General features: G+C 69.1%; 22 protein-coding genes and 2 pseudogenes. 10 read left to right on the top strand and 14 right to left on the bottom strand.

The annotated features are described in order from the left end of the window. Positions 1–84: 84 nt before the first annotated feature. From JK363_RS27115 to JK363_RS27100, 4 genes are all read right to left on the bottom strand, one after another. Positions 85–954, bottom strand: a complete 870-nt coding sequence (locus JK363_RS27115; protein ID WP_201878061.1) for a recombinase family protein — start codon at positions 952–954, stop codon at positions 85–87. 432 nt (positions 955–1,386) lie between these two features. After that, positions 1,387–2,256: a PhzF family phenazine biosynthesis protein gene (locus tag JK363_RS27110; protein ID WP_201878059.1), complete on the bottom strand. Its 870-nt coding sequence runs from the start codon at positions 2,254–2,256 to the stop codon at positions 1,387–1,389. 110 nt (positions 2,257–2,366) lie between these two features. Then, complete coding sequence (locus tag JK363_RS27105) at positions 2,367–2,678, bottom strand: EthD family reductase (protein ID WP_201878057.1); 312 nt, start codon at positions 2,676–2,678, stop codon at positions 2,367–2,369. After that, the gene (locus JK363_RS27100; protein WP_201878055.1) at positions 2,671–2,874 is read right to left on the bottom strand and encodes a hypothetical protein; all 204 of its coding nucleotides are present in this window, start codon (positions 2,872–2,874) and stop codon (positions 2,671–2,673) included. The genes JK363_RS27105 and JK363_RS27100 overlap by 8 nt, the downstream gene beginning before the upstream one ends. Before the next feature lie 139 nt (positions 2,875–3,013). Here JK363_RS27100 and JK363_RS27095 point away from each other — a divergent pair, with 139 nt between their 5' ends. Then, a complete protein-coding gene (locus tag JK363_RS27095; RefSeq protein WP_201878052.1) occupies positions 3,014–3,310 on the top strand; it encodes a winged helix-turn-helix transcriptional regulator in 297 nt (98 codons plus the stop codon). 3 nt (positions 3,311–3,313) lie between these two features. Here the strand turns inward: JK363_RS27095 and JK363_RS27090 are convergent, their stop codons facing one another. Continuing rightward, entirely contained in the window at positions 3,314–3,916 is a 603-nt protein-coding gene (locus JK363_RS27090) for a Tn3 family transposase (protein ID WP_201878049.1), read from the bottom strand. On the opposite strand from JK363_RS27090, the pseudogene JK363_RS44750 reads away from it, so the two are divergent. Then, positions 3,912–4,016: pseudogene (locus JK363_RS44750) on the top strand (VOC family protein); the annotation flags it as partial. The gene JK363_RS27090 and the pseudogene JK363_RS44750 sit on opposite strands and share 5 nt — an antisense overlap. A 30-nt stretch (positions 4,017–4,046) precedes the next feature. On the opposite strand, the gene JK363_RS27085 reads toward JK363_RS44750, so the two are convergent. The 3 genes and pseudogenes from JK363_RS27085 to JK363_RS27075 all read right to left on the bottom strand — a co-directional run bounded on the left by JK363_RS27085 (position 4,047) and on the right by JK363_RS27075 (position 5,524). Beyond that, complete coding sequence (locus JK363_RS27085) at positions 4,047–4,934, bottom strand: DUF2268 domain-containing putative Zn-dependent protease (RefSeq protein ID WP_201878047.1); 888 nt, start codon at positions 4,932–4,934, stop codon at positions 4,047–4,049. 95 nt (positions 4,935–5,029) lie between these two features. After that, positions 5,030–5,209 (bottom strand): annotated as a pseudogene (locus JK363_RS27080) (SCO0607 family lipoprotein); the annotation flags it as partial. 42 nt (positions 5,210–5,251) lie between these two features. Next, positions 5,252–5,524 (bottom strand): hypothetical protein, encoded by a 273-nt coding sequence (locus tag JK363_RS27075; RefSeq protein ID WP_201878044.1) that lies wholly within the window; start codon positions 5,522–5,524, stop codon positions 5,252–5,254. 91 nt (positions 5,525–5,615) lie between these two features. Between JK363_RS27075 and JK363_RS27070 the strand changes: the two genes are divergently transcribed. Beyond that, positions 5,616–6,089, top strand: coding sequence for a MarR family winged helix-turn-helix transcriptional regulator (locus JK363_RS27070; protein ID WP_307821881.1), 474 nt, complete (start codon positions 5,616–5,618; stop codon positions 6,087–6,089). Between the two features lie 23 nt (positions 6,090–6,112). Here the strand turns inward: JK363_RS27070 and JK363_RS27065 are convergent, their stop codons facing one another. After that, positions 6,113–6,874, bottom strand: a complete 762-nt coding sequence (locus JK363_RS27065; protein WP_201878042.1) for a PIG-L deacetylase family protein — start codon at positions 6,872–6,874, stop codon at positions 6,113–6,115. Between the two features lie 342 nt (positions 6,875–7,216). Between JK363_RS27065 and JK363_RS27060 the strand changes: the two genes are divergently transcribed. From JK363_RS27060 to JK363_RS27050, 3 genes are all read left to right on the top strand, one after another. Next, on the top strand, positions 7,217–7,504 hold the full coding sequence (locus JK363_RS27060; RefSeq protein WP_201878035.1) for a glyoxalase/bleomycin resistance/dioxygenase family protein: 288 nt from the start codon (positions 7,217–7,219) through the stop codon (positions 7,502–7,504). A gap of 127 nt (positions 7,505–7,631) precedes the next feature. After that, positions 7,632–8,444, top strand: a complete 813-nt coding sequence (locus JK363_RS27055; protein WP_201878033.1) for a class I SAM-dependent methyltransferase — start codon at positions 7,632–7,634, stop codon at positions 8,442–8,444. 340 nt (positions 8,445–8,784) lie between these two features. Next, positions 8,785–10,200, top strand: a complete 1,416-nt coding sequence (locus JK363_RS27050) for an SMI1/KNR4 family protein (RefSeq protein WP_201878032.1) — start codon at positions 8,785–8,787, stop codon at positions 10,198–10,200. A gap of 139 nt (positions 10,201–10,339) precedes the next feature. Here JK363_RS27050 and JK363_RS27045 read toward each other — a convergent pair whose 3' ends face one another. Further along, complete coding sequence (locus tag JK363_RS27045; RefSeq protein ID WP_236076133.1) at positions 10,340–11,236, bottom strand: IPT/TIG domain-containing protein; 897 nt, start codon at positions 11,234–11,236, stop codon at positions 10,340–10,342. Between the two features lie 718 nt (positions 11,237–11,954). Here JK363_RS27045 and JK363_RS27040 point away from each other — a divergent pair. Continuing rightward, on the top strand, positions 11,955–14,042 hold the full coding sequence (locus tag JK363_RS27040; RefSeq protein WP_504752279.1) for a HelD family protein: 2,088 nt from the start codon (positions 11,955–11,957) through the stop codon (positions 14,040–14,042). Between the two features lie 159 nt (positions 14,043–14,201). Here JK363_RS27040 and JK363_RS27035 read toward each other — a convergent pair whose 3' ends face one another. Continuing rightward, entirely contained in the window at positions 14,202–15,002 is an 801-nt protein-coding gene (locus JK363_RS27035) for an aminoglycoside adenylyltransferase domain-containing protein (RefSeq protein ID WP_307821880.1), read from the bottom strand. Positions 15,003–15,727: 725 nt separating this feature from the next. Between JK363_RS27035 and JK363_RS27030 the strand changes: the two genes are divergently transcribed. Continuing rightward, entirely contained in the window at positions 15,728–16,141 is a 414-nt protein-coding gene (locus tag JK363_RS27030; RefSeq protein WP_201878025.1) for a hypothetical protein, read from the top strand. Positions 16,142–16,470: 329 nt separating this feature from the next. Beyond that, positions 16,471–18,147 (top strand): RICIN domain-containing protein, encoded by a 1,677-nt coding sequence (locus JK363_RS44290; RefSeq protein WP_201878024.1) that lies wholly within the window; start codon positions 16,471–16,473, stop codon positions 18,145–18,147. A 92-nt stretch (positions 18,148–18,239) separates the two neighbouring features. On the opposite strand, the gene JK363_RS27020 is transcribed toward JK363_RS44290, so the two are convergent. Further along, the gene (locus tag JK363_RS27020; RefSeq protein ID WP_201878022.1) at positions 18,240–19,028 is read right to left on the bottom strand and encodes an MBL fold metallo-hydrolase; all 789 of its coding nucleotides are present in this window, start codon (positions 19,026–19,028) and stop codon (positions 18,240–18,242) included. Between the two features lie 86 nt (positions 19,029–19,114). Between JK363_RS27020 and JK363_RS27015 the strand changes: the two genes are divergently transcribed. After that, positions 19,115–19,714, top strand: a complete 600-nt coding sequence (locus JK363_RS27015) for a CGNR zinc finger domain-containing protein (protein WP_201878020.1) — start codon at positions 19,115–19,117, stop codon at positions 19,712–19,714. Between the two features lie 123 nt (positions 19,715–19,837). On the opposite strand, the gene JK363_RS27010 is transcribed toward JK363_RS27015, so the two are convergent. Beyond that, entirely contained in the window at positions 19,838–20,392 is a 555-nt protein-coding gene (locus tag JK363_RS27010) for a hypothetical protein (RefSeq protein ID WP_201878012.1), read from the bottom strand. A 70-nt stretch (positions 20,393–20,462) separates the two neighbouring features. Continuing rightward, positions 20,463–22,328, bottom strand: a complete 1,866-nt coding sequence (locus tag JK363_RS27005; RefSeq protein WP_201878011.1) for an alpha/beta fold hydrolase — start codon at positions 22,326–22,328, stop codon at positions 20,463–20,465. Positions 22,329–22,428: the final 100 nt, after the last annotated feature.

Here is a 22,428-nt window from a genome sequence, read left to right as displayed (position 1 = left end):
GCCGGGCCGACGAACCACGGCCGCACACGCCTTGGTGGGGTGTGACCCAGATACGGCCCAAACGGGCCATGGGATGATCTTGGTCTAGTCGGCCTCGGTGAGCGCGCGGTAGAGCGAGGCGACGGACGGGTTCCTGCCGGCGTTCTTGCCGGTCTTGATGGTGAGCTTCTTGGCGATCTCGGGGACCGGGGTGCCTTTGGCCTTGAGCGCGACGGCGAAGGTGAGCATGTCGTCGTCAATCACCTTCGGGCGGCCGCCGTGGTTGCCCTTGGCGGCGGCGGCCTGCTGGCCCTCGAGGGTCTTCTCGCGGATGTAGTTGCGATCGATCTGCGCGGAGGCGGCCAGGACGGCGAAGAACATCGCGCCCATGCCGTTGGGGTCGTAGATGCCGGTGAGCGGGCCGGTGAGGAGTTCGAGCTGGACGCCGGCGGCCTGCAACTGCCCGGACAGCGCCATTAGCTCGGCGGCATTGCGCGCGAGGCGCTTGAGCTCGTGGACGGTGAGGATGACCGGCTGGTCCGGGGCGGCCTCGCGGATGTCGTACGCGAGCTTGAGCGTCTTCTCCAGTTCGGGGCGGACCTTGACGCGGGTGGAGATCTTCTCCGAGAAGACGCGCTTGCAGTTCGCGCGGTCGAGCGCGTCGAGCTGGGACTGCAGTTCCTGCTGGGCGGTGGAGCAGCGGGCGTACCCGATCCGGATCGCGGCCGCGGCCGGCGCCGGCGTCTCGGCCTTGATGCGCGGGCCGGGCACCCAGACCCGGCCGGGGCCGCGGTCGTCAGGAACGGCAACGTCGAGTTCCTCGCGCAGCGCGGGAACGAGGATGAAGCGGGCGGTGTGGTACTTCGTCGCGGTCTTCCCGCCGCGGGTGCGGCACGGACTCCCGGCCGGAGCCTCGCACTTCGGGCAATCCTGTCGTTCTACCGCATTAGCGGCCTGCTCGGTCGTGAGATCCACGCGGGAAGTCTCTCAGAACTGCCTTGCAGAACACCGGAGTTTTGAGAGGTTTTCTGCCAATGGCGACCTGCGGGAACGTGATCACGAACCGGCCTCTCGCAGAACTTTCACAGATGGTCATTTGTGAGAGTCGCGGACCTCGTACATCAGTGTCCGTCCTCGAAGAGCTCGGCCAAGTCTGGCGACATCTGTGGCAGGGGCTCGGGGTTGATGGCCGATCACGTCGTACTGGTGCGACTCGTACCTACTTGTCGTCTCCTTTTCGTTCTTGTTCGGGCCGCCGCCCTTCCGGCGAGCCGGTCATCGTCTCGACCGGCCCTGGCTCGGTGCGTCGGTCGGGGCTGCGGCCGCCACCGGGTGCCAACGCTTGACCGCAGCGGACAGCCCCAGCCCCATGCGCGGATCGCAGAAGAGGACGGTCTAGTCGTCGCCTCAGTGTCCGTCGCGGACCACCGCTAACCCGCCGACCCGGGTCGTGATGCCCGCCGGCCCGCGTCGGGCCGAAGCGAGCACGCTGGCCGGTCGACCGAGGGTGTCGCCCTGCTCCATCTCGATCGCGACCGTCTGCGCCCCTGTCGTGTCGAGCAGGTGGGCGGCCAGGCAGCCGGTGCTGTTGGCGTTGGCGACGTCCTCGTCGACACCGATCGCCGGCGCGAACATCCGCGCCGCACCCGGTCGGCCGCCCACCGGCGGTACGTACACGAAACAGCCGAGGAGCCCGTACCGCTGGCACGCCGCTGTCAGCCTGCCCAGGTGTGGGCGGACTCGGAGCAGCGCCGACCTGTCGTGGACCGGTACCAGCATGCGTGGTGCGCCGGGCGCGGCGATCCGTGGCGCGTCGGTCGGATGCGGATCGTCCGCGGTGAGCCCGAGCGCGGCGACGATTGCGGCGCGCTCGTCCGGTGCCGGGTGACGCAGCGCGACGAGGCCCTGGTCGAACCACACCTCGATGCCGGCGGGGCGGCGGATCGCGACGGTGTCGAACGTGCGCCCGCCGGTGTGTTGGCGGTCGTTCAGCTCACCCAGCGCGGTGCGGGTCAACCGGACGGCCTGCGCGGCAACGGTGCCGTGCCCGCACCCGGACAGTTCGGCGGTGGCGGTGAAGAACCGGACCGGCCAGCCACCGTCCGGCGCCCGCCCCGGGCCGAGGAACGCCGCGTGCGAGGTGCCTGCCGCAGCGGCGACCGCACGCCGGTCCGCGTCCGTCGCCGCCGGGTCGTCGTCGGTGACGGCCGTGGGGCTACCGCCCCGGCCGTCGCGTCGCACGCACGCATCAACCATCGTGACATCACGCCAGGACATCGGCCCACCTTTGACGCTCAACGAACCGGCAACCGCCAACGGCGTCCGCCGCTAGCCGGACCTGGCCTTAAGCGGCCGACCGAACGCGTCCCAGAGCGTACCGGCCTGCCTCAGCCGGTGCCGTCCTGCACCGGATAGTGGATGACGACCAAACCGCCGGTGGCGTAGTTGACGACATCGGCGGCCACCCGCTGGCCATGCGGCGACGCCCGCGCCGCGGCCATGGCGGCGGCGTCAGCGAAGTCGGCTTCGAAGACCGCGAAATACGGCGCTTCTCCCTCGGTCGCCGCCACGTCGAAGCTGTAGCGCCACGCAAGCGGGCCGGGCCAATTCTTGACCAGTGGAAGGTGGTTGTTCACGTAGTAGTCGCGGAAGTGGTCAGGGTCGGCGGGCTCGGAATACAGGACCAACGACCTATGCATGACGACCTCCGTCCAGGGACGTCAGCCGGCTGCCCAACTCGTAGCGACCCCACCCGTGCATGGCGTCGGCCATCGGGAGGTTTCTGGCGAACATGCGGAACAGCCCGATCGGCGGGGCGTCCCCGGGCATCATGCGCGCGAGCAGTGCGCCGGCCTGGTCGGTGCACGGCGGTTCCAGCAGGGCTATCCGCGACATCGGCTCTCCCGTCGAGTTCGTTTCGAAATCAGAAACACCGGATGGATGCTATTGTTTCGAATAAAGAAACGCAAGGAGGGTCATGCCGACGCCGCGCCCAGGAACACCGGTTCGTGGATCGACGACCGGCCGTCCCCTCATGGCCGCGATGGACCTGTTCGGCCGTCGGTGGGCGCTGCGAATTCTCTGGGAGCTGCGTGCGGGTCCGCTCGGTGCCCGCGCGCTGCTGGCACGGTGCGAAGGGCTGTCATCCAGCGTCCTCTACCAGCGGCTCCGCGAACTCGCATCGAGCGGGATCATCGCGCCCTCGGCCGATGGCTACGAGCTCACTCGGCTGGGGACAGCACTCCGTGATGCCCTTCGTCCGCTCGACGAATGGGCGATCGCCTGGGCGCAGGAGCAAGAACACAACGATCAGGAGCCCACGGAGACGTGAAGGTCACGCCCGACCAGGTGGAGCGGTGATGTGACGGCCGCCGACTCGGGACACGGGCTCACGCGGCCTGCGAGAAACCCTCGGTCGCTGGCTCGTCGCCGCGCAGAGGGGTGAAGTCGCGTCCAGGCGCGGGTCGTACGCGTCGGGCTCGTCGCCGAGCTCGTGGGTGGAGTACTCGCCGAAGCGCCGGATGTGCTCGGTCAGGTACGGCGAGACCTGTGCCAGGTCCTCCGGGGCGATGTCCATCCCCTCGGCCTGCAGCTGGCGCACGATCTCGGCGATGTCGAGCGCGTTATGGAAGATCACCGCATTGGACAGCAGCGCGTTGAACTTCGCGGTCTTCTCCTGCTCGACGGGGTCGTTGTCGGCGATCACGCCGCCGTTGCCGAAGCCGACCCACTGGGAGAACCGGTTGAACGACTCGACCTTGTTGGTCGCGGCGGTCACCCGCCGGCGCAGCGGCGCGTCCGTCAGATACCGCAGAAGTTGCACGGTGCGGATGACGCGGCCGACCTCGCGAAAGGCGGTGTACGTGGCGTTCTTGTTGGAGCCCGCACGCAGCCGGCGCAGCAGCAGCGTGGAGGAGATCGCGCCCTCCCGCGCCACCGAGTTCGCCGTGCCCGTGACCACCGCTCCGTGGGCACGCGAGGTCGAACTCCGCGACCCCGACGGAAGCCGCCTGCGAGTGGGGACCCCCATCCCGTAGCGGCCGTTCTGCCCGATCGCACAGCGACCGTCAGGCGCTGGTCGGCACCCCCGCGTTGACGAGGATCTCGCGCGCGGGCAGGGCGGTGCTCTGGGCCGCGGTCAGACCGGAAGCTGCCAGGTGGGCGTCCACGATCCGCAGTCCGGCCGCGTACCCAGCGAAGTCCGGCAGCCCCACGGGCTGTTGCCCCATGCGCTGCGCGGTCCCGTCGCCGAGGACGTACGCGGTCAGGTTCTGCATCCCTGCCACATCGATATCGGCGGTGATCCTTTCGTAGGCGCTGTCCAGCTCGGCGCCGGTCAGTGCCTGCGACCATGGGCCCATGGCCTGCTCACCGGCCAACTCGCGGACGAACGCCTCGGCCAGTCCCTCCGCGACGACATGTTCGCCGACCGTGACGGTCGTCGGATTCCAGACCACATTCGCATAGCGCACGTTGTGGTGGAGCTCGTGTGCGGCGGCGTGGCCGATCTTTGCGAGGCTTGTGTCGGTGGGCCACATCGTCAGATGGATCGCGCCGGGGATACCGCCCATACCGAAGTAACCGGCGCTGCGTACCGTCAGATGGTCGTCGTCGGGATCGCCGAGCACCGTGACGACGTGCACGGTCTCCGCATGCTTGATGCCGGGCACCGCCCCGCTGATCCGCTTCCACGCGGCGGCGAGGGAGTCCTCGATCCGGTTCCACACCCCCTCGTCCTGCATCCGGCGCAGCGCGGGCAGGTACCGCGGGTCCTCACGGTCGAGTCGGAAGCCACTGCCCATCTGGTGCATCTGGACCAGATCCATGTTTCCCACGGCCGGCATCACACTCTGGAGCGGGCCGAGCATGTCCCGGAGGGCGTCGGGCCGCTCGGCCGGCGGTCGCCGCAGGAGTTCGAGCATGGCGGACGCGGTGTCGTGAACAACGATTTTCATGACTCGGGACCGTAGGGCCTCACGCCACGTGAGGGGCAAGCCGTGTCGAGCCCATGTGCCCCACAGCCCCTGCGCCTCTGCCCGGCCGGCCGAGGTCACCGGTCATGAATCTTGATGATCTCGCCGTTCTCGTCGACGGTGTGGGTGTCCCCGTACGTGTCCCACGTGTCGCCGACATGCTCGGGAACCTTGCCCGAGGGGTAACGGGTGTATCCCTTGGGTGGCTTCTGGCCGCCGGGCACGCAGGTGCTATCGCTGCTCCCGACGGCCAGAACCGGATATTCCCGTGTGCACCACCGGTGCCCGTTCGCTCCGCGTCAGGCGGCGTCGGCGAAGATCCGCCTCACCTCGGGGGATCGGGGCTCGAAAACGTCGAGGAGGCCGATCGTGCGCAGGACCGGGGCGAGTTCCTGCATCTGTGTGATGAGGGTCGTGTACTCGGGGGTGCCCTCGGTGAGGCCGTCGAGCTGGATGGCGTTGGCGACGAACGCGGCCACCGAACCCTTACGCACAGTCTGTCCGTTGATCGCGGTCGTGTCGGCTCCGGCGGGCAGGACGTCTTCGGGCCGTACGGCGGTCTGGTGCGACATGACAGTTCTCCCTATGTGTTGAAAGCACGTGCTTTTTGCACGTACATTTACTGTAGCAGTGCTCCGTGTTTTTTGCACGTATCATCGGAGGGTGAGCGAACCGAGCCCTGACAACACCTCCGCCGCCCGCGTGGCCGCAGCCATCGGAGCCCTGGCCCAACGTGCCACCCGTGCCGGGCTCTACGACAAGCTGACCTCGGGAGTCGAGGGTGTGGACGCCACGACCTACCCGGTGCTTTCCGGGCTCGCCCGCTGCGGACCCGTGACCGCCACCAGGCTCGCCGAGGCGATCGGCATGGACCGCACCGTCACCACCCGCTATGCGACCCGCCTACAGGAGGCCGGGCTGATCGTCCGCCGCCCCGACCCCTCCGACGCCCGCGCCACGCAACTGGCCCTGACCGAGGACGGTGAGCAGGCGGTCCTGGCTCTGCGCGGCGCGATGGAATCCTTCGTGGCCGAGGAGCTGTCCACCTGGCCCCCGGGCGAGGCCGCCGCCTTCGCCACGCGCCTCGAACGGCTGACGGACGCGATCGCACGCCCCGACACGGGCCGCACGCCCTGAAAGGTCACCCGCCCGGCAGGAGTTCAGGAGGTCAGTTCCGTCTGAGCTGCCGCGGTGGAGACGAGGCTGCGGCGGATGTACCACTCCGTGGACAGCAGCCTCACCCGGTCGGTGGCGGGGAGCCCGGCTATCCGGCCCGGCAGGGCTCCCCGCTCCACTTCGGAGCGGTGGGCCAGCACGGCGCCCACCTTCTGCTCAAGCCACGGGCCCACATCCACAGTTGTGGTGATCCAGTCGTCCGGGACGCTGTACAGCGCCCTGCCTTCCCGGAGCAGGGGACCACCCAGCTCCCGAGCCGCGGTGTCCGGGTGCGTGGCGAGGTAGAGGGCGCTCGGCTGCCAGGAGGTACCGGTATCCGGGTAGAGCTGGTCCCACGCGGCGGCCTGGACCGCGAGGGTGGCCACCCGGTGGGTGTGGACATGGTCGGGATGGCCGGTCAGCCCGCCATGGGCGTCATGAGTGACGATGATGTCCGGGCGAAACTCCCGGATGTGCGTGACGAGCGCTCGCACCGCCTCATCAAGCGGCGCATCGCAGAACCGGGCACTGCCCGGAGCCGACTGCGGTACACGAGCATCGGCATAGCCGAGCATCCGCGGCTCGCCGGCGCCGAGGATGCGGAGGGCATCCGCCAACTCCTCAGCGCGCTGGGTGTCTTCAGCCCAGGTCGCCGTGACGACCGCGGTTCGACCTCCCAGGGCCGCGTGGCGAGCGAGCACACCTCCCGCCGTCAGAGACTCGTCGTCCGGGTGCGCGAAAACCGCGAGGAGGTTCGGAAGGGGCATGCTGGGTCACCCTCCAGTGCGGAAAGACGCGGTGATGGGCCAGGGCAGGCTACCTCTCGTTGCCGAGCTGGGACGACCTGGCGAAGCGGTCACACACTCCGCGAAGAGTCTGCCGAGGGCGTCACGGTGGACGGTGCGTGCCCCCGGGATAGGAGCACGCACCGTCACGGACTGCCGGGCGGACCAGCACCCAGAGTTGCCACTTACCGCTGGCCCCCCGCTTGCAGTCCCAGTCCTCATACGCGGAGTTTCTCCTGTCGGCCTGACATGCCGACAGGCTCCTGTAGGTGCTGACGTAGATCCAGTCGACGAAGTGCTCCTGTTCGGGCGCTCGCCACGAGAATGCCGAGCGGCAGGGCGCACGGCCTTACCAATCCGCGCCGCGCGTTCTGCACGGACCTGGGGCTGTCCTTCGTCCAGGAGCAGCACGGGGACGGCCCGGTCCACTACGCCGCCACTCTCCCGGACCGCACGGTGATGGAGCTCTACCCGGCCACGGCCAAGCGGCCCGCCTCCAGCCTGCGTCTGGGCTTCACCCTGGATGGCCGGACTCTGAGCCCGCGGCTGGCCCCCGGACGTCATGTCGTACAAGATCCAGACGGGCGGTCCGTGGAACTGTACGCACGCTGAAGCTCGTCGCCTTTCCCGCGCGGTGTGGCCCCTTCCACGTCGCTTCAGCCATATAGCCACACCACAACCGGCGCCGCGGGTGTAGCGCGAACACCATCCCCGGCCACGACAGAACAGAGATGACCTCATGACCATCAAACCACCCGCTACTACTGGCCAATTGGGAGAGGACGCCGCGCTTGAGCGTGCTCGTCTGGCGTCCATCCAACGCAACGTGGACGCTTTCACCATCGGCCTCATCGAAGACCTTGGCATCGAAGCCTCCTGGAACTGCCTGGAACTGGGCGCGGGTGCCGGTTCCATCGCCTACTGGCTTGCCGAGCGTTGCCCGGACGGCCACGTCGTCGCCGCGGACATCGACACCCGCCACCTGGATGTCGGTCGAGCCGCCAATCTCCGCGTCCAGGAAGCCGACATCTCCGAAGAGGACTACGCACCGGGCAGCTTCGACCTCATCCACGCCCGCTACCTGTTCTGTCACCTGGCCACGCGGGACGAAGTGATCAGGCGGGCCGCCGGCTGGCTCTCGCCCGGCGGCCGGCTCGTCGTCGAAGAGCCCTATCACCTACCGGCCGAGACCTCGCCCTTCCCTCTGGTCCAGCGACTCCTGGCCGCCTATCAGCGCAAATACAGTGAGCAGGGGGCCGATATGACGTGGGCACGTGGCCTTCCCGCCCACCTCGCCCGCTGTGGGCTGAGCGAAGTGTCCTATTCCGGGAATCTCGGCTGCATGGGCGGCCTCGACAAGGACCGCTGGCTTCCTCTCATCACGCAGGCAGCCCCGGCGCTCATCACTGATGGCCTCATCACCGAAACGGACCTGACCGCGTTCTCAGACCTGCTGGAGGACTCAGCGTTCATCGACATCCCACAGATCACCATCGCCGCATGGGGACGCCGCCCCCTTGAGCACGCGGCGGAACGCTCCTCAGCAGTCTGATACCCGTAGAGTCGCGGGTGCGTTGCTCGACCGAGTCGGGCCGATGTCTTCGACGGCAGCGGTTCCTTCACGGCCTCAATCCCCCGTCGCACAAGGGTAGATGGCCCTGATTGCCTCCGTACACCCAGGGCTTCGGGTGTCGGCGAAGGCTGCTACAAATGCGCACATGGCACGTCGACGAGAGATCAGCCTCGCTCAGCTCATCGAGCACCTTGCTCGTAAAGTCACCGAAGCCGCACCGAGAGGGTGGCAGCGTGGGCGAGTGAGGGTCTCAGGGAGCAGAACCAGGTCTTGCCGGCACGCTGCCTGGTACGACGTGCGCCATGGCCGCACTGCCGAGATGGACGTGGACATCATCGGTGACCCGTACTGGACGTTCTACTTCGACACGGTGGCGCCGGGCCCGCTCGACCTCGAACTCGTCGTCGAGTCATCCGGCCGCTTCGAGGCATTCACCAGCCCGGCTGCCGTACGTCCTTGGCCCAGCCCTGACACCCTGCTGCTGGTGCTCGAGCCCGAGAACCTCCCACCCGAACCGGGCGACCTGGAGGAAGGGCCGGCTGACCCGACGTTCGCGGGAGACCCGGAGGAGGCGGTCCGGCTGTTCCGTGAGTACCTCGGCCGTCGCACCGGGATTCTCGGACGGGAAGACGGCCTTCACCCGCCACTCGACGCGGCGGTCCGGGCCCGCCTCTCGCAGGGGTACGGCGTCACGATGCCGCCCGATCTGATGGCTTTGTACAGCGTGGCCGATGGCGAGAGTGGTGAGGGCATGCTCTGGGAGAACCAGACCTGGTTCGCGCTGGAGCACACCCTGGACCGGTCCGGCTTCTGGTCTCCCAAGCTGACGTGGACGGACGACCCCCTGTGGTCGGCCGTCGCCGACTCCGATCCGCCGGGGGCGGTGAAACGGTCCGCACACCGCGAAGGGTGGTTCCGGTTCGCCACGAACAGTGGCGGTGACTTCCTTGCCGTCGATCTGGACCCCGGCCCGTCCGGGCGTCCCGGTCAGGTTGTCCGTATCGGCAAGGACTACGGGGCCGTATACGTTGCCGACTCCGTCACCACGCTGCTGCGACGCCACATTGAGGCGCTGGGGCGCGGGGACTACACCCTTCGCACCGACGATCCCGCTCTCGAAGACCTCGACGATCTCGATCCGGAAGACATCGACCTCGAGGTACTGAACCAGTACCTGGACGAAGAGGACCTCGAACGCGAGGACATCGACCTCCGTCTGCACATCGAAACCGGGCTGCCGGGACAGCACCCGGCGGTCGGCGGCGACAACCGCCGCCGCGTGACGCTGACCGGCCGCGATGCCCCCGACCTCGCGGCCCTGCGCGAGGCCGGGGTCGAGGCGCTCCGGCTCGTCCTTGAGCCCGCCGACCAGGAGGTGGCGGATCTGGCACCGCTGGCAGGCCATCCGACGTTGCGCACGCTCACACTCTGCTCGCAGCAACCCGTCGCGATCCAGGTGCTGCGCACCCTCCCCCGGCTGAGTGGCCTTGACCTCTCTGGTGCGGAGGTCCGCGGTATCGAGGCGATCGCGGAGCTGGACGGGCTGCTCCACCTCTGTCTCCGGTACGAGCAGTGGCAGGAGTTGTGGGAATACCGCGTCAAGGTGCCCCCGCTCGCGGCCGTCGCTCTCGGGGGTGATCCGTCACCGCGCGAGGCGCACACATGGACCCTCCGGTTCGGGGCCGAGGCCGAGCACCACAAAGGTGATCTGCCTCGCTGTCCCGACCCCAGATAGGCGGTGACACGCGGCTTCGGTCCAGCGCCGTGGTGTGCGATCGCGGGTGCCGTGGACACATGACGGTGCCGGCCTCCGGAAGGGTCTTCCGGAGGCCGGCACCCACCGCCGACATGCTCAGTGGCAGTGGTTCAGCGGGTCACACGTAGGTGAACCCGCCCGGGACGGTCGCCGTGCCGCCGGCGGTGGTGACCACGACCGGCTGGACACCCACGGTGCCGGCCGGGGTGATGCCGACCAGCAGGGTCCCCGTGGCGTTGACGCTGACCCCGGTGGCCGCGGCGCCGCCGATGGTCACAGAGCCACCGGTCAGGCCGGTGCCGATGATCACGAACGGGGTGCCGCCGGCTGCCGGACCTGTGGCGGGCGTGATGCTGGCCGCGGTCGGGGGCACCCCGGTGTAGGTGAAGCCGCCGGGCACGGTGGTGATACCGGCCGGGGTCACCACGGAGACGGTGACGTTGCCAGGAGCGAGGCCCGCCGGAGTGATGCCGGTCAGCGAGGTGCCGGCCGGGTTGACGGTCACGCCGGTGGCGGGCAGACCGTTGAAGAGGACCACCGCGTTGGCCAGGTTGGTGCCGGTGATGGTGAACGGAGTGCCACCGGTGACCGGGCCTGTGGTCGGGTTGATCGACGCGGCGGTCGGCGGGAGGGTCAGCGCCCCGTAGGTGTAGTTCACCGCGTTGCTGGGGCCACTGGGGGTGATGACGGTCACGGGTACGGTGCCCGCGGCGTGGGCCGGCGCGGTGACGGCGATCGCCAGGCCGAAGGGGTCCCGAGCCAGAATGGTCGCCGGCGTGCCGCCGAAGGAAACACCGGTGGCGCTGCTCAGGCCCAGGCCGACGACCAGGACGATGTTGCCACCGGCCGTGGGGCCGGAGGCGGGTACGACCGCGAGCAACAGCGGCGTCGACGGCGGGAAGCCCCCGCCCGGCCAGCCCGGTCCCGGCCAGCCCGGGCCGGGACCCGGACCGGGCCAGCCGTCGCCACCCTGGCCGAGACGGCCGCCATCGTTCGCAAGCATCTGCAGGGACATGGATGTCCTCCTGTCGAACTGTCCGGAGTGACGGCGAGCGCAAGCCGTTTGCACAGCCGAGTACACGGGTTCGTCGGCTGCCGGTGCACGCCGGCACCTGGAGCAGGGGTGGAGTCCGCTGTCGGTGCGGCGGGACGCGCGTTCTCGTTCCGCCCCCGAGAAGTGAGGTAGGTGCACCCTCGCCGACACCGGAGTCGGGCCCGAAGTGGGCCTGTGACCCCTTCCAGAGGGAGCTCGCCGCGGGGCAGGGACCATGACCGCTGCACGCACACACACGCGGAACAACGGGCGGGTCGACTGCCGAACTCCCGGGAAGGGATGGGCGACCCACCGGTTGGATGCCTTCAGTAACCCATAGGGGCGACGGGACGGCAAGAAGGTTGACGAATGGTCACCCGGTCGGCGTAGCGCGCACGGATACCCTGCGGGCATTTCCTCTGCACCCCGGGGCGGCGGTGAGCGACGGCGCGGTGCGCATGTTCATCTCGTGCGGTCGTGATTCTCCTCGCGGTGTTGCCGTGGGCATGGCGCGACCGCGCACACGGGGCCACTGCGCGGGCAGCGCCGATTGCCGGGCAACGCATCGGTTCGGGCAGGCGCCCCGCTGAGCTGCTGCTTCTCGTCTCGGGCGGCTGACGGGGGCAGGTAAGTCAAGCCTTACTTTTGCGGGAATTCGGTCGCATAGTGGAGGCCCTGTCGAGGGAAGGGCTGACCGTTGGTGGGGTTCAACGACGATGTCGCTGCGTGCCAGATAGAGGCGGAGCAGACGCGGGTGTCCGCCATGTACGGGGTGTTGGACCAGCGGCTTGAGGACGCGCGGAAGCAGTTGAAGGATGTGCTGCTGTCCTCGGGCGGCAGCGCGGGCGACGTGCATGCGCGCGAGGTGGCTGCCGGGCGCCTGGCCGGGCAGATTCGCCGGCTGGAGAGGGCCGATGCGGGGATGGTCTTCGGCCGGATCGACCGGGCGGACGGGACGCTGCTGCACATCGGGCGGATCGGCCTGCACGCCGACGAGCACGATGTGCCGCTGCTGGTGGACTGGCGCGCGGAGGCGGCGCGGCCGTTCTACACGGCGACACCACTGCATCCGATGGGCCTACGACGCCGTCGCCACCTGCGCGTCGAAGGCCGCACGGTGCGAGCGGTGAGTGACGAGCTCCTGGACGGTTCCGCTCCGGCCACTGACGATGTTGTGGGCGACGACCCGCTGGCGCAGGCGCTGGAGGCTGGACGGACGGGACGGATGCGGGCTGCCGTGGCGACGCTCCAGGCGGAGCAGGACGCCATCGTGCGCTCTGCGCGTCGTGGGGTGACCGTGGTCCAGGGTGGCCCTGGCACGGGCAAGACCGTGGTCGCGCTGCATCGGGCCGCGTTCGCGCTCTATGCGCTTCCACGCGTCGCGGCGCAAGGGGTGCTGGTACTCGGGCCCAATCCGCGATTCCTCGACTACGTCTCCCAGGTGCTGCCCTCGCTCGGGGAGAACGACGTGGTCCTGGCGGAGTGTGCCGACCTCGCACAGGTGGTGCCCGACCGTGTGGAGCCGTTCGGCACCGCTCGCCTCAAGGGCCGCGCCGAGCTGGCCGATGCGCTGGCCGGCCTGCTCCGCTCCGCCCAAGCCACGGGCGGGGATTTCGCCGTGTGGGTGGGACGGGAACTGGTCCGTCTGCCGAACGAAGAGGTCGTGAGGGCGAGGGACGCCGCCGTCTCCAGCGGCCTGGCGCACAACCCCGCCAGAGAGGAGTTCAAACGGCACCTGGTGAATGCGGTCACCAGCGCCATGGAGCGGGCCACGATCGACACCCTCGAGGACTTCGACGCCGAGGCCCTGGCGAGCACAGGTATCGACCTCGACCAGACCGTCGAGGCCGACCTGCGCGCCCTCGGTCTCGACGACCCGCCGGCCGAGGGACCGGCCGCCGAGTTCGATGCCGACACCGTCCGCGCGGACCTGCTCGACAACGCCCACATCGACCGGGCGGTGGAATCACTGTGGCCGCGCCTGACCCCCGGAGCCCTTGTCCACGCCCTGCTGGCAGACACCGACGCGATGGGCATCCACCTGCCGTCGCTGACCGCTGACGAGCGATCCCGGCTGCTGCGCGCCCCCGGCGCCTCCTGGACCGACGCCGATGTGGCGTTGCTGGACGAGGCGGCGAGCCTGGTCGACGGCCCGCCCGAACGGACCTTCGGCCACGTCGTCGTCGACGAAGCCCAGGAACTGACCGCCATGCAGTGGCGGATGGTCCTGCGCCGCTGCCCCACCCAGTCGATGACACTGGTCGGCGACTTCGCCCAGGCCGGTCCCGCGGCGACGGCGCAGGACTGGACCGAGGCCCTGGGACCGCACCTGGGCACCCGATACGCCCTGCACACCCTGACCGTCAGCTACCGCACCACCCACGAGATCCTGGCAGCCACCCGCAGTCTGCTCACCCGCATCGCCCCAGGACAGACGCCGAGCCGCGCGATCCGCCACGGCCAGATGCCGCGCACCCTCAGCACCCACCGGCGGGATCTCACCGCCACCTTGACCGCGGACCTACGGGCACAGGCCACGGAGCACCCCGGCGACCTGCTGGCAGTCATCTGCGCGGACACCAGAACGGAACAGCTGGTAGCGGCAGGGATCACCCAGTGGGCACGCGTGGTGCCGGCGTCTCAGGTTCGCGGCCTGGAATTCGACGCGGTTGTGGTCGCCGACCCGCAGGAGATCGCCGCGGCCCGCCCCGGTGGCGAACGCGACCTGTACGTCGCCCTCACCCGCGCCACCAAGAGACTCTGCACCATCGCCATACAGCCCGCATGACACGATCACGGGCCGGATGCAGGGGCCCAACTTCGCGTTCTGGGCCGTCGATTGGCACGACCGAGCACCGCTCTGGACGTCGAGTCGGTCCGACGGGCCCGGTTGCCCGCATCGGTGCGGAATGCGGCGAGCCGTTCTGAGTACGGCTGGAGCTGAGGCTCAGACCCCGGCCGCCGAGGCGGTCTCGTCGACGCGTTCGCGGACCCAGGCCAAGAACGCCTGCACCTCGGCGGTGGGCAGGGGGACCGCGGATGAGCGGGGGCGCTCGAAGCTGTGCACAGCGCTCTCGATGAGCGGCCGGAAATCCTCTTCGGTCGTAGCGATTTCCTGCGCGGCCCCGCGCTTGGCCATCCAGCGACCCGTACGGCAGAACACCACTGAACGGCAGCCGTTGAGTACACGGTTGTCGGCGAGGTGACCTTCGCCGTCGCTGTGCTCGAGGACCGAAGCGCGGAGTGCGGCGAGCACATCCGCGCGATCCGGTGCGGCGACCCCCTCGCGTGCGGGCCGACCGAACAGCGAGAGTCCGGCCTGGTGCCCAACGGAGCGGTCGATGACATACCAGAACGACGGGGATTGCGCCGCGTCGAAGCTGACCCGGTTCGACAGCAGCGGGCCGGTGTTGAGGTCCAGAAGATACCCCGCTTCACCAGAAGGACGGCCGACGAAATCCCTTCCGTAGACCACCAGCTCCAGCCCCGCTGCGGGACAGGACAGATGAGGGTGGGCGAGGGCCCCGGCCAGGTCGTGCAGAGCTGATCCGGACAGTGACGGCTCCACGACGACCGTCACATCGACATCGCTGCGCCCGTGCCGGTAGTCCGCCAGCGCCAGAGAACCGACCGCGAAGACACTCACCAGATGCGGTCCGCACACCGCGCGTGTGCGTCGGAGGAGTTCCTCCAGGTAGGCATGCAGCTCGGTGGGTAGGGACTGCGGTTCTTCCGGAGTGTGGATCACTTGCCCAGTATCATCCGTGGAATCCCGGCCGCGAGCATCATCAAGCCGCTGAGTTACTTCAGCACGGACCGTGTGCAGGCGTTGCGGGCCCCCTCCCGCAGGGGCCGGCGATGGCAACGACGGTCTCGTCGGCCTCGGCCACCTGGGTCGGGATGACACCTCCCCCTGCGCGGAGCCGGATCGGGGCCGAAGGGTCACCCGTCTGGTGCCCGGCGACTTGGTGTTGTGGGACCCCGTGGGGCCCTTCGATGTGGCGGGGGTCGGCAGAGAGCAGCTGTCCCGGGCGATGATCCTGCACTTGCCGGGCACTGAGTTGCCCGTGTCCCATGACGCGCTGCGGTCCCTGGTGGCCCGGCCCGTCTCCTCGGAGGCCGGGGCAGGTACGTTTCTGGCGCGCTTCGTCGAGGGACTCGCCGGGCAGGCCGCGGCGCTCGGACGCCGCAGCTGGCCTGGCTGGGGCGCGCGGCGGTCGACCTGGCGGTCGCCTTCCTCACCAACGTGGCAGACCTGCAGGGCCCCGGGCCAACGCTGCCGTGACAGAAGGCACTTCGGCAGGAGATCAAGGGCTGCATCCACCGTCACCTGGTCGGGGGAGTGTCGGCCAGACCCGGGCACGGTGGGGTTTCCAGGACGCCGCCGCACGCTCGACGTGTCCGCACTGTCATGCCGACGCTCGAGGCGGCACGGCACCGGAGCCGTCCGGCGTCACCAGGGGGGAATCGACCATGCCCGTACACAAGCATCTCGCCGCAGCGGCGGCGGCCGTGGCTCTGGTCAGCGGAGCGCTTGCCGTCGGCCCGGCAGACGCGGCCAGTCGCTCCACCGGGTCGGCGTCCGGAGCGGCGGCCCAAGCCGGGACGAGCAGGGTGCCCTCCACCACGGTCTGGATTCACGGCAAGGCCGCCCACGTCTGGAAGACGTGGCACCACTACAGCGGCGGGGGTTACAAAGGGCACTTCGGGGCAACTTCCGTCGACCGAGACGTACAGGTCATGGCTGAGATCTACTGGAATTCCGGCCGCTACCAGATCGTCCCCGTCAAGCCGCGCTCCACACATACGTACAACGGGGCGCGAGCCGTCTACCTCCGGGCCTGGGACTGGCACGGCCAGAACATGTACTGCGGCGACCGTTGGTAGCAGCGCGTGTCCGAGTGCTGCGGATGAACGCGATCGCGGAACGCTGGATCTGATCAGGCCGACGCAAGGCAACCGATCGCATCCGGCGAGTAGACGGACAGCCAACTGAAATGTGGACGCTGTGCTATCGCCAGTGTCTCCAGTCGGGACAAAACTGACTGGACGCGCGCTATTGCGTGCGCCCGGACAAGGCTCCGGGGACAGTGAAAGAGGAACCCATGCGTCTTCAAGGGATCGCGAGGAAGGCTCTCGCGACCGGTACTGCGGCACCGGCACCGGCACCGGGCGGGAGGAGCGGCCGCCATCGCCGCCGCCGGGTGCGCTCCCTGGTGGCGGCACTCATCTCGCTCGCCGCGGTCGCGTTCGCCCTCACGACCGCAGGAACGGCTTCGGCCGAACCCGACACCATGGAAGGGCCGTTAACCGCTCTGCCCGCCTCCGAGTACAAGCAGTTCCGACTCAACATCGACCGCGCATCGAATTACGACGCTTACGGTGCCGCGATCCGCGGTGTGGAGAAGAGCGGCAAGGTCACCACGAACGGGCCACTCGGCGTGGCCCTGTCGGGGCAGCACGCCGGTCGCCCGCTGTGCCACACCACCGGGCTCAACGGTACGTTCCAGTACAACGGCTTCTGCTGGGACCCAGGCGACGACACATCGCCCGACTGGACCCCGCAGGGCCTCACCGCGTCGCACGACGCCGATCCCAGCGGCACCTACTCCGGTCACCACCTGTACGTGGCGACCTGGCACTACAAGAACGACGACGCGTACGCCCGGATCTCCATCGTCAACTCCACCGGCAAGGAATGGACTTACGGCCACGTCCTGCTGGTCGAGCCGACGGGCGACGAGAACAACGGGAACTTCAAGGAACTCACCAAGAACCACGCCGACGGCGCGGTCTGGTACGGCAACAAGCTGTTCGTGGCCAACGGCAACACGCTCCAGGTCTACGACTTCCAGCACCTGTGGAAGATGCAGACGATCTCCGAAGATGTCGGCATCAAGGACGGTGTCTCCTCCGCCGCTCATCACCAGTGGGCCCTCCCCATGGTGGGTAAGTACACCATCGACACCTCTAAGGACGACCCGCGCGCCTGCCCAGCACCCCATGTCACGGGACGCGCCTGCCTCGGCTCCCTGAGCCTGGACCGCAGTGGCTCGGTGGACCATCTTGTGTCCGGCGAGTACTACAAGCGCGACCACAAGGCGGTGGCCCATCTGGCACGCTGGCCCCTGAACCCGGCAACCGACCTGCCCGCGGCGGACAACGGTGACACCATCGGCTCGACCACGGCGAGCGGCGGCTTCAAGGCGCCGGTCAGACAGTTGCAGGGCGTTGCCACGGACGGCACTTACTACTACATGGCCGCCGAGTGCCCCGAGGGGTACATGGGTGAAAACCGCCCATGGGACAGCTACTCGTGCATCTATCAGGCGAAGCCCGGCGAGGTCGGAACGGTCCTGACTCGCTCACCGATGTACACACAGAACCTTTCCTACTCGCCTTCGTCCGGCCGCCTTTGGGGCCAGAACGAGGTCAAGGGTCAACGCTCCGTGTTCTCCCTCAAGCCCAGGGCGGCCGACCACAGCGTCTACCTGCGCAACTCCTATAGCGCCCTGTGCGCGGGTGGCGGCGGCAAGACCGGGAACGGTGCCCCCGTCATCCAGTGGGGCTGCAACAACGCCCGGGACGAGCGCTGGGTCTTCGAGAAGACCACGGACTCCAACGGCAAGACAGCGTATTTCGTGCGCAACGAGTACTCGGGCAAGTGCATGGGAGCCGCCTCGCACCTCAATGACGGCAGCGGGATGATCCAGTACACCTGCAACGGGGCGGTCGACGAGAAGTGGTGGTACGACAGCGGCACCAAGGCGCTGCGGAACGTGTATTCCGGTAAGTGCCTCGCTCTGGGCGCCACCGCCACGAAGGGTACGCAGCTGATCCAGTACACCTGCAACGGCAAACCGGATGAGAGCTGGGAGCAGATTCCCCGCTGAGTCCAACGCCCAGCCCTGCCCCCGGCCGAGCCTGAGAGGCGGGGGCAGGGCTGGGCACAGAAGGACAGCTGTGCAATGAGGTGGCTGTGGGGTCAGCCCCGGTTACCCAGGTCCAGGCGGTCACGGAGCCCGGCGTTGGTGAAGGCGGTGACCAGTTCGTCACGGCCCTCGGTGAAGTGGGCCCAGCTGTCGTAGTGGACGGGAACGACTCGGCGTGCGCCGAGGATCTGGGCAGCGGCGGCGGTTTGCGCGCTGTCGAGGACGATGAGCGCGCCGTCGAAGAGGTTGGGGAAGCGGGGAGCTCCGGCGAAGAGGATGGCGGTGTGCACCGGGCCGAACCGTTCGGCGATCTCCTTGACGAGATCGAGCGAGGCGTTGTCGCCGCTGACGTAGAGCGTGGGCATGCCCTCCCCGGTCAGGACGAAACCGACGACCTGACCGGTGATCGGTTCGACGTCCTCGCGCGGGCCGGGACCATGGATGGCGGGCACGCCTGTGACGGTGATCGTGCCGCCGCCGGGGCGGTCCAGCTCGGTCGACTCCCAGTCGGCCAGCCCCCTGGCCCTGGCTCCCAGGCGCTGCCCGCCCCCAGGGGTGGTCAGGGTCAGCGGGATGTCGGCGAGCAGCGCCCGGCCGGAGTCGTCGAGGTTGTCGGGGTGTTCGTCGTGGGAGAGCAGGACCACGTCGATACGGCCAAGGCCGGCCGGGGTGCCGACGGAGGGTGCTGTCTTGGTCAACTGGCCGCCCGGCACGTGGTAGTCGCGGGGTGCGTCGAAGGTCGGATCGGTCAGGAAGCGCAGGCCCCCGTATACGAAGAGGGCGGTCGGTCCGCCGAAGACGCGGATGGGGATCTGCTCAGTGGTGGTGCTGGTGCCAGCCATCGAGAACCTCACGGATAGAGAGACGTTTATCCGTGAGGGACAGTAGCGGCGTCTCACGGATAAACGCAAGACGTAACATGAGGTCTATGAGCGAGATCCCGACCGCCGAATCCGTGCCACCGCCCGCGCCGGGGGCGGAGGACTACCTCGCCCTCGACTTCGTCAACAGCGCCATCGCGCTGCCCGGAGGGCACTTCATCGATCTCCTCGGCACCCCCGAAGCAACAAATCGGTGGCTCACCGAGCACGGCCTTGCGCCCGCTGACGCCGGGGTGCGGGAGATGTGCGCGGCGCAACTGCGCTCCTTGCGCGAACACCTCAGATCGTTGTTCGCGGCTCGCGTGGCCGGGCTGCCCGCCCTGCCCGCGGCTCTGTCCGCTGTCAACGACGCGCTGAGCAAAGCTCCTACGGCCGCCCTGCTGTACTGGGACGAGAAGAACGGCCCCTACCGCGCGGCGCCGTGCCCCACCAACGAGATCCTCGACCGCGCGCTGGCGACCCTCGCGGCCAACGCGGCCGACCTCCTCACCGGCCCCGACGCCAAACGCCTCACCAGCTGCGATGCCACCCCCTGCCACCGCTACCTGCTGCGCCATGGGCGCCGCCAGTGGTGCTCCACCCGCTGCGGCGACCGCGTCCGCGCCGCCCGCGCCTACGCCCGACGTGCCCAGCCGAAAGCGGACTGACGAACCCCGTGCCGCCCGGGAGAGGCGCTCCCACACATCAGGGTGACGGGCTGTGCAACGAGGACGTGTGTGGTCCGGGGAGCGGCTGCCTCGGGCCGCCGCGCAGGAGCCCGTGACGCAGTCTCACCGACGGGCGGTACCGGCCGAGGGCCCGATGCCGTGGAGCGCGGAAGCCAGGAGCGTGGTGGGTTCTTCGTCCTCGTCGCACCCCGCCGAGGACACCAGCAGGAACTGCACCTGCGTGGCGTTCGGCACGTGTGCACACTGGTGCGTGACAAAGTTCAGGAGACTGAGATACGGGACGGTCATCTGGACGTACTCCACCCGCCGCTCCTCGCGCAGTACCGCTGTGAGGTCGGTGACGATGTCCAGCAGGGCCTTCTCGCCCCGCCGCCCCGGGTGCCAGACCATGTGCCGCGATGATCGGGCCTGTGTCATCGCGTGTTCCGCCCACTCGCTCATGCTCCCGTCGGCAAGCCGGTTCCGCGTCAGCAGGTGTGTGTCGTTGCTGCCGGGGTTCGGTGCGAAGAACGTCGAGATGGGAAGGGTCACATTGGCGGGATCGACCGCGTCGAGCAATCGCGGCCGCTTCTTGAACTGCTGGGCGACGGTGAGCCCGAACCAGGACAGCAGAAGCCCGTACAGGCCGTACCGGGGGAGCCGCGTGCGGAGGGCCATGATGGTTCCCCTCATAGGTGTCGGTGTCTGTTCCGGGTCTCAGCCGGCGTGGCCGTGGGCGAGCCCACGCTCAGCCGGCGTGGCCGTGGGCGAGCCCACGTGCGCGGGCGCGGACCCAATCGATGCTGTCGACCACTCCGGGCGCGTGCTCCGGTGCCATCACCAGGGCGTTGTGTCCGGCGTCCGCTACGAAGTCGTGCCGCGAGACCGTGGACAGGCCCGCCAGCTCGCGCTGGAGGGCCTCGTGTGCCGGGTCCGCCCGCACGGTCTCTCCCGCGGTGAGCACCGCAACGGGCCGGGAGACCGCCCGCAGGTGTGCCGCGTCGGGTGACCATGAGTGTTGCCAGTGGTGCATTTCCTGCCGGGTTGCCCACCAGGCGCCCGGTGCCGCCATGCATCGCTCGGTCGCCTCGGCCATGCCGTCGGGCAGGGAGCTGAACGGCCGGTACTCCTGCGACCGGCGCGGCGTTCCGGCCAGGGCCCGGAACCATGACGTGGTCACCTGCTGCCGGACCCACGGCAACGTCTGCCGCTGACCCGTTGACCGCCTGAGCTGATCCGGATGGGAGGAGTCGACGAACACGAGTCCCGCGACGAGTTCGGGGTGGCGGCGCGCGAAGCACCGGATCAGGACCCCTCCGACCGAGTGGCCGACGAGCAGGAACGGCGGTCGCGCACCGAGTGCGGTGAGCAATGCGCGCAGTCCCGCGCTACTGCGCTCCGCGTCCCGCGGAACCGACGCCGTCGCGCTCCAGCCGATGCCGGGCCGGTCGTAGGCCACATAGCTGATGCCGGGGCCGAGCTCGTCCAACACCCACCCCCACTCGGTGGCCGGGCAGGCCATGCCGTTCTCGAAGACGACCGTCGGCCCCACGCCGACCGTGTTCGCCAGCACATGTACATCGCGCCCGTTCACACGGACCAGCCGACCGGGTGCCGATGCCCTCCTCCGCTCCCGCCGTCGTTCGGCGACGCGGTGGACCGTCGCCCCCGCGAGCGCCGTGGCCCCCGCGGCCGCAAGCACGGCGTTACGCGCCACACCGGGCCTGGTTGCCGCGGCCACCAGGGACTTCAGCGGAGTACGACCGCGCGCGGGCTGGGACGCGGGCGCGTTGTCGCGTCCCAGCGCGCGCGACACATGGGCAACGGCCGGGTAGGTGGCGCCGAACGACCACACGAACCGGTTGAGTCCCATGAAGCGCGCATTGCCGAGATGGAAGGCCGCTCCGGTGGCCAGGATTCCACGGGCAACCGGCTTCGGGGCCACCAGGACCAGGGGGAAGGCCATCTCGCCGGCAATCGTGGACCAGGCCACCGCCTTGGCCAGCCACGGCCGGTCGCGGACCGTCCGGTAGAAGAGGCTGTCGCCGTACGTGGTGGTGCGGAAGATGCGGGGGATGGCGCTTCCGTCGCGCCACACCGGTGAGATCAGTTTGGCCGCCCCGGAAGTGAAATAGGACAGGCATGCCTGTGCGGCGAGGAAGGCCACCAGGGCCTCACGGGCACGCTCATCGTGGGGGAAGGCCTTCTCCAGGGCCGCGCAGGCGTAGTTCACGAAGGCGAAGTGGTCGGAGCCGTCGAACCCGTACCGCACACGCGTCTGCACCCCGTAGGCCGTCGCGCACATCGTGGCGGCGAGAACACCTCGTCGGGCGCGGCTCGCACCCGGCAGGAGCAGTCCGAGACCGGCGAGACCGCGGGTGTGCACCAGCGCCATGACATTCGGGTAGCCGAAGACCTTGTCCAGGCGGTCTCCTGCGGCAGGCCACGACTGGGACATGCGGAGCTTTCCGATACGCCAGCTGAAGAGGCCGTCGTCGGTGAACTGGGTGGAAGTGGCCAGCTGTTCGAGACTGCCGATGGTCTGGCCTATGGAGGTGAGGAGTTCAACCTTGCGGAACACGGCGTCAACGGCGTCGCGCTCTCCGAGATGCATGTGCTCTCCGGGGCAATGTCGCGGCGTGAGGGAGGGGCGGCATCGACGTGCCGGGAAGATCACCGCTCGGCGCCCCCGGCCGGTTCGGTGTTGCGCGGGG

The organism is Streptomyces coffeae (assembly GCF_016741875.1).
Taxonomy (GTDB): Bacteria; Actinomycetota; Actinomycetes; order Streptomycetales; family Streptomycetaceae; genus Streptomyces; species Streptomyces coffeae.
Note: the sequence above shows the minus strand (reverse complement) of the source record. Positions and strands in the feature narration are given on the sequence as shown.